The organism is Microcoleus asticus IPMA8 (assembly GCF_013179805.1).
In the GTDB taxonomy this organism is placed as follows: Bacteria; Cyanobacteriota; Cyanobacteriia; order Cyanobacteriales; family Microcoleaceae; genus Microcoleus; species Microcoleus asticus.
Genome location: NZ_SRRZ01000206.1, coordinates 1 through 6,812, shown reverse-complemented (window position 1 = coordinate 6,812; position 6,812 = coordinate 1). Strand labels below are relative to the sequence as shown.

Below are 6,812 nucleotides of genomic sequence, written 5' to 3'. Positions count from 1 at the left end.
TATCGTGCACACTAGCTAATTTAGGATGATTACATTTACGTCAAGGAGCTTAACTACACAGAGGCTTTGATTGTTTTCGGAGATGTCTAATCAGCAAATTCTCCAGGCCCAACCTTGCTGAGCATCATTTTGTTTTTTCCTCGCTGTGCCCATGCTATGCTGGCAAAATCTATCCTGTATAGTCGGGAAAAACAAAAAATGTTACTAGCCAAAGAAAAAGTCCAACACATCAACAGCATTGCTCATGAAGGGAAAGTCGTTGTAGTAGCGACTGATACCGATGGGAAGATTTGGTACACTGTCAAGCAAGATGGCTTTGAAGACAGCTACCTTAATACACCCGAAGATCAAAGAACTGGGTGGGAAAAGTGGCAAGAGCTAAAATTACCCAATGAAGCTGACGATCGATCAGTCCTTGACAAAGAAGCAGAAGAATTCACCTATAAAAATGGTAATGCAAATGTTTATTTGTTAAAATCGCTCTACAAAACCCATGAGCAGTCAGCCTCCGCTCCCGTACAGTTGGTTTCGGGGTTAGGACATCTCTATATTTTCCGTCAGTCTAAGACTAACATCTTGTTGGTGGATCGGTTTGTTCTCGACGGTTTAACTAATACTTTAACTCGTAAGCTAGAAGTCCGCTTCAAACGCAGTAAGCAGAAGCATAAACCTAGTAAAACTCAGAAAAAAAGCGCACATGGGCTGACCAACATTGATTCCTTAGATTATACAGATATCAATGGCAATAACTTTTATGAACCGACTACTGAACTGAGTCTACTCAATAATCTTGCTAATGGTTGGTTTTCTGTCGTCTTGTTGCCTACTAATGAGCAAGATAAATATCGCTGGCATATTTTTGCCTACAATAGCACAAGCAAAAAAGTTGAACTAACTACCCTTCGAGCTTCTGAGGAGGGATTATTTGATGTCAGAGACTATACCATCCTCGATCCCGAACCTCGTAGTATTGCAGGTATTATCAAGCGAACCTTAAATTTGGGAACTCTTACTGTTGCTAAAGGGTTAACTGCGACTAAATACGACTTACAACGGGAAAGACTAACCGATGAGGGAATGCAACTGCTGAGGGATTCAGTGCGCGTCATGTTAGTCGTTGGTACTGGTGCCGGGAATGTGGCAGCGATTAGCTTTGCAGTGGCGGCTGATGGCACTTTATCCGAGATCGAAGACGACCCAGATAATACCACAATTCGACGCAGTAATACTCGTCAAATATTATTGCCTCTCAACACCTTAGACCAGATCAAAACTATTGGCACCACTAACCCGCCACCCCAAGGGACAATTACTGGTATTGCCAGAGGAGAAGATGACAAGGTTATCCTCACTTCAGCTACAGCTACTGGGTTAGATGAGACAGAAATTACCGAAGTTAAAATTACGGGAAATCAAGACTACAACCGCTTATATTCCCAAGTTACCAAAATTGACGACAATACCTTTGAAATTTCCCATGAAAGTTCCCACGGGGGAAATTGGGAAGTGATTCCCGAAGAAGAAACCGGGCTGATTTTTAATGGTATTGTCACAGCCTACGAAATTACTAGCCAAGGTAAATTAAAAGTAACGGCTCTTAATCATGGATTAAACAATGGAGATTCGGTGCAGGTCGTTGATAGCAAAGACTATAACGGCACTTACACAGTAACAAAAGTTGGTGACAATACTTTTAGCTTAGACGGGGTGAGGTGGCAAGCAGGAACAGCCATCAGTGCGAATATTCAAACTCAAAAACGGCGCGGAGTCATCTTGGATGGGGATGGTGATTATATTGAATTACCATTAACTGGCAAAGTTTTAAGTTCTGATTTTACCGTTGAAGCTTGGATTAAACCTAGTGTAGTAACAGGATACAAGACTGTATTAGGTACAGATACAGCTAGTAATAATCAGGGACTACACTTAACGCTATATACCAATAAGCTACATTTCGGATTTTATGGCAACGATACCCCTAGCACAACAAATCTTACAGCCAATACTTGGTATCATGTTGCGTTTTGTTATAGCGAAGAAGAAAAAACACAAAAAATCTTCATCAATGGGAGTCACGATAGAACTGGTAGTAACAAATCTCGATTTGTAGGAAACGAAGATAAATTAAAAATAGGTTCATCCTTGGGAGGAAGTTATTTTCAAGGCTGCATTGCCGATGTTCGCATTTGGAACAAAGTTCGCACTCCTGAAGAGATCAAAAATAGTATGTACCTGCAACTAACAGGTAAAGAACTCGGTTTATTAGGTTATTGGCGACTGGATGCTATTGTTGAAGGCAAAGAACGGAAAGTTATCGATTTTTCTGTTAATGGCAATGATGGTATTGTCCAAGGTGGTGCTTATGTTAGTTCTGTCACCCTCAAGCGTAATTTAGAAGGAACACAAACAGCGGTAATTAAGGCTACTAAATACGAAAATGAAGACTTGTTTGCCGTATCTGAACGCGCCACTTATACCGAAGAATTTGAGTTCAAAACCGACAACAATTTTCATCCTACGACTGGGAGTTCTAACATTTTTTCTCTCACCTACAAAGGCAAGAAAAGTCAGCGTTCTCAAAATTGGATAACGATAACAGCAAAGGCAACGGAATTTACCAGTTTAGACAATAACTGGTATAAAGCGAGTTCAAGTTTTACGGTGCCAGATGGGGTATCGATGGTGCGTTCTTTTGGCATTAGCGAAATTAACGGTAATTGGGCTACCTTAGAAATTCGCAAGCATAAAATTCAGTTAACTTCTGATAGTATTACTGAGGTAAAATATACCGACACTATAGCTAACTTGACCACCTTAGCTGATAGCCAAATTCAGTTACAAGAAAGCGTGAAGACACTGGAAATCCAAGAAGTTGAAGAAGCAGTTATGTTCAAAGAAAAACGAAATTTGGATGCCCAAATTAAGTTCTTAGAAGTTTTCACTCAAGAACAAGCTCGAGAACTCAAAGAGCGAGAAGTTGCTACCCAACAAGTTATTGTCAATTCATATACTTCTCTTCGAGACTACTGGAAAACTGAATTGGAACGAGTTGAACTACAAGTCACCCTCTATGAACATCCGGACTTTCAGGGAACAAGCTTGACACGCAGTGTAGGGACACACGTGATAGGAAATATTTCGGGGAATTGGAATTGGAACGATAGAGTCAGTTCAGTAAGAGTGCCACCTGGACTAAAAGTTACCCTCTATGAACATGGAATTAATGACAGTGGTCGAACCAAAGTTCTAACTGCGGACATTAACAACTTGTACAGTTCTAATGAGTCGCAAAATTTCAATGATCTTACTTCAAGTATCAAGGTAGAAACCCTTGCTGGGAATACAGACCGAGCTTTCGTTCAAACCAAATTAACTGAGTTCCAAAGCAACTTATCATCAGCGCAAGCTACATTGACTACACTTCTGGGTGAATTAGCTGATATAAATGGCAGTGCAAGCAGCAGAAACGCTAGATTGGCAGATCTAAAAAAACGTTTAGGAGTTGTTGAAACGGAACTTAACCTCATTCAAACTGCGTTGAACACCTCAAATAACACAGTAATTGAAGGTGTTAAAAACATCCAACAAACCCCTCAAACAATGAGATCTCTAAACTCAGATAGCAGAGGGCTAGTAACGCAAGGTGCTTTACTAGGGTTTGTGCGTCCTGCCAGTCGTCTCAGTGCGATCGAAACCTGTGAAGGTAACGTCCAACTAAGCTATTTTGACGATCGAGGACGGATGCGGTTGACTAACTTTGATGCCGCTGCTGATAGTAGTAAAAATACTACTTTTGAACAATGGATTCCTGATTCGGTACGAACTTGCCTCAACTTTAATAACAATTCCAGTCTAGTCACCCTAGAACGCGCTGTTTATTTAGATGAAGAATGGACAATCGAAGCTTGGTTTGCCTATCCACTCCCAGTGCCAAAACCAACAAGCACTTATAATAGTCTGGTCAGAGGCAAAGAGACTAATAACCCTGTACCTATCATCGTCAAAAAAGGAGACAATAGCGACTTATTAGGGATTGCGATCGAGGGTGGGCATTTTAAAAGTAGTGGCTACGATCTGACAAGTTTGTCTCCGGGCTGGCATCATCTTACTGCCGTTGCCCAAGGAGATACAACCCTGTTCTACATTGACGGCGAGAAAGTTGGCGATACTAAAGCCACAGCCATAGCAGAGGCGGAAGAGAAGCTGAATGAAACCCCCAACGATGCTAATAAAAAGAGAGAGCTTGAAGATATCAAGAGAGCAATTCTGAAAGTCACCAGCAATGTCAAGTATATTGGCAATATTCAAAGCGGGAAAGAACAGTTTGGTAAAATCGCCGAACTTCGGATCTGGGGCATCGCTTTAAGTGCAGAAGAAGTTGCCGTCAATAGCAAAACCCTACTAACAGGTAATGAACCTGGTTTACTCGCTTATTATCCCCTTACGGAAGCCACAGACATTACAGTCGACAACAAAACAGGTGACGGCAATAATGGCGAAATTACAGGCGCAAGCTGGTGGGGATGTGCTGCACCAATTGGCAAGTTAGTTGAAGCAGAAGCAGAAGTTGAAGTCGATCGAGTCATGCATTTTAGTGATAGCGGTGCGGTAAAAATCGAAAAAAACATCGACTCCTCTGCATTTACCATATCGTTTTGGGCAAAAATTCTAAAAACTCCCATATACGCAGGTGAGTCAGTTTTGTATTTTTCTCGTAATAATAGAGTATACACCCAAATTATAATATTCTCCCAGCCAAACAACACAATTGGATTGCAATTAGAGATCAGCGAGCTCGGAGGATTAAGGCAGACTTTATTAGTGCCAACGGTGGCTTTTAGAACCTGGATGCATATTTGTGTCACCTATGATGGCAGTAGCTGCCAACTTTACCTCAATGGAGAACAATTTGGAGATGGAATTGTACAATCTGGAAATACTACAAATAATTTTTTTAGCATATTTATCGGAAATGGGAATTCGGGTTCTTTTGACGGATGCGTTGCTGAATTCTGCTTCTGGCTTAGAGTTCGTAGCGAAGCAGAAATTAAAGCAGACATGAACCAACGCCTGACTGGGAAAGAAGAAGGGTTAGCCGTTTATTTGCCTTTAGATAGCATCGAATCAGAAGGCTCAAAGCGCCAAGTCCTAGACCTGACTCCTAATGGCACTCATGGTACGGTACAACAACAAGCAAAGCTCGTCAAAGACGAAAACTTCCCCCTTACCCGTGTTCCCAGCGTTGCCAGCGTTGCCCTAGTAAGCAACAATGCCTTAGTCAGTTGCGAATATAGCACCATCAGTAAAGACAGGTCAGCCATCATGCGGCGGTTTTTTGCCGCTCCCACCGCCCAAGGTGTTGAACTCTTACCCGACAAACGCATCGAAGAATTAGAACTCAAATGGATCGGTAACGGTCAATTTGCCCCAACACTTCTAGGCTATATTGAAGGTGCTCCCCCGATTCCCAGCGAAAACCTGACCATAGACGAAGGCTACCACGCCGCGACATCCGTAGAATTAGCCCTGTCGGAAGACGTAGAGTTTAGTTGGAAGCGAATCCAAGATTCCGGTTTAGGATCAACTATAGATACCTTCATTGGAGCCAACGCTGAAGCAGACGCGGGGTTTGGATTTACCACAAAAATTTCTGAGATCAAAAGTGGTTTCAAAGGCGACCTAGAAACGAGCTACCAATTCCAAAATGAGAGCAGCATCACCTCAAGCTCATCCCTAAGTATGACTGACACAATCAAATTGTGCGGTACTCAAGAACAAGATGCTAATTTCCCCCACTTAGGCAAAAGATTCATCCCCAAAAATGTCGGTTACGCCTTAGTAGTTTCGGCTTTATCAGATGTCTTTATCACCCGACTGAAACGCAGTGGCAAAATGATCGGTTATCAGGTTCTCCCCGTTGAGAATATGCCTCCTGATATTAATACAATCACCTTTTTGATCAATCCTGCCTATACCATGAGTGGTAGCTTAGACGGCTTGACAGGAAGCAGTGCCACCAGCCAACATTTCTTTAAGCACGTCCCAGAAATGCGATCGCAATTTGGCTCCCTTTACCCGGCCAGTTACTATCGTCTGCAAGAGGCTTATGACCTCAAACAACAAATCGATCAACAAGACAAAAATCGAGAAGCCTATTTCTGTCAGTTTAATACCCTTTTAGTGGATGAAACTTCATTAAATTCGCAAACCTATAAAGGGAATGCTCCAGGGGAAACCTCTCTTAATCGACCAGATAACAAGCCAGAGGAGAATCTTACCCCAGAAGAACAGCAAGCTCAAGCCGCAGCACAACAGGCACAATTGGAGGAAGAAACTGGTGCAGCCTTCGATCAACAGTCAACAGCAGTGAAACAGAAACAAGCAGAAATAGAGCAAAAAATCAAAGACGAAGAGAAAAGAAGCCAAGCCTCCGCGAGTTTTGCCGGCTGGCAAAAGAAAATGGAAGACATCCAAATTCGTGCCGGAAAGCGTAACATTGTCAACACCTACGTTTGGGATGCCGATGGCGGTTTGCGAGCCGAGGCACAAAGTTTTGCCAACACTGCTGAACATTCTATTGGCGGGGCCTTTAACATGGTGGCAGGTTTAGGCGCTCAAGGGGAATTCGGTGTGTTTGGATTTGGAGCAGAGTTAACTGCTCAAGCAACAGTCAACCTCACCCAAACGATGACTAAAACCGAAAAACGCAGTAAGGGGATTCGTAATTGCTCAACCCCCTTGACAAGAGAACGAGATAGACATTAGATAAAGGAATGAAAAAACTCCCTGACCTAAAACAACTATCGGATGAG

At 42.5% G+C, this 6,812-nt stretch carries 1 protein-coding gene; it reads left to right on the top strand.

Annotation, left to right across the window (positions count from 1 at the left end; all coding sequences use genetic code 11):
* Window positions 1-198: 198 nt before the first annotated feature.
* Window positions 199-6,765 (top strand): LamG-like jellyroll fold domain-containing protein, encoded by a 6,567-nt coding sequence (locus E5S67_RS30405; RefSeq protein WP_172192985.1) that lies wholly within the window; start codon window positions 199-201, stop codon window positions 6,763-6,765.
* Window positions 6,766-6,812 lie beyond the last annotated feature (47 nt).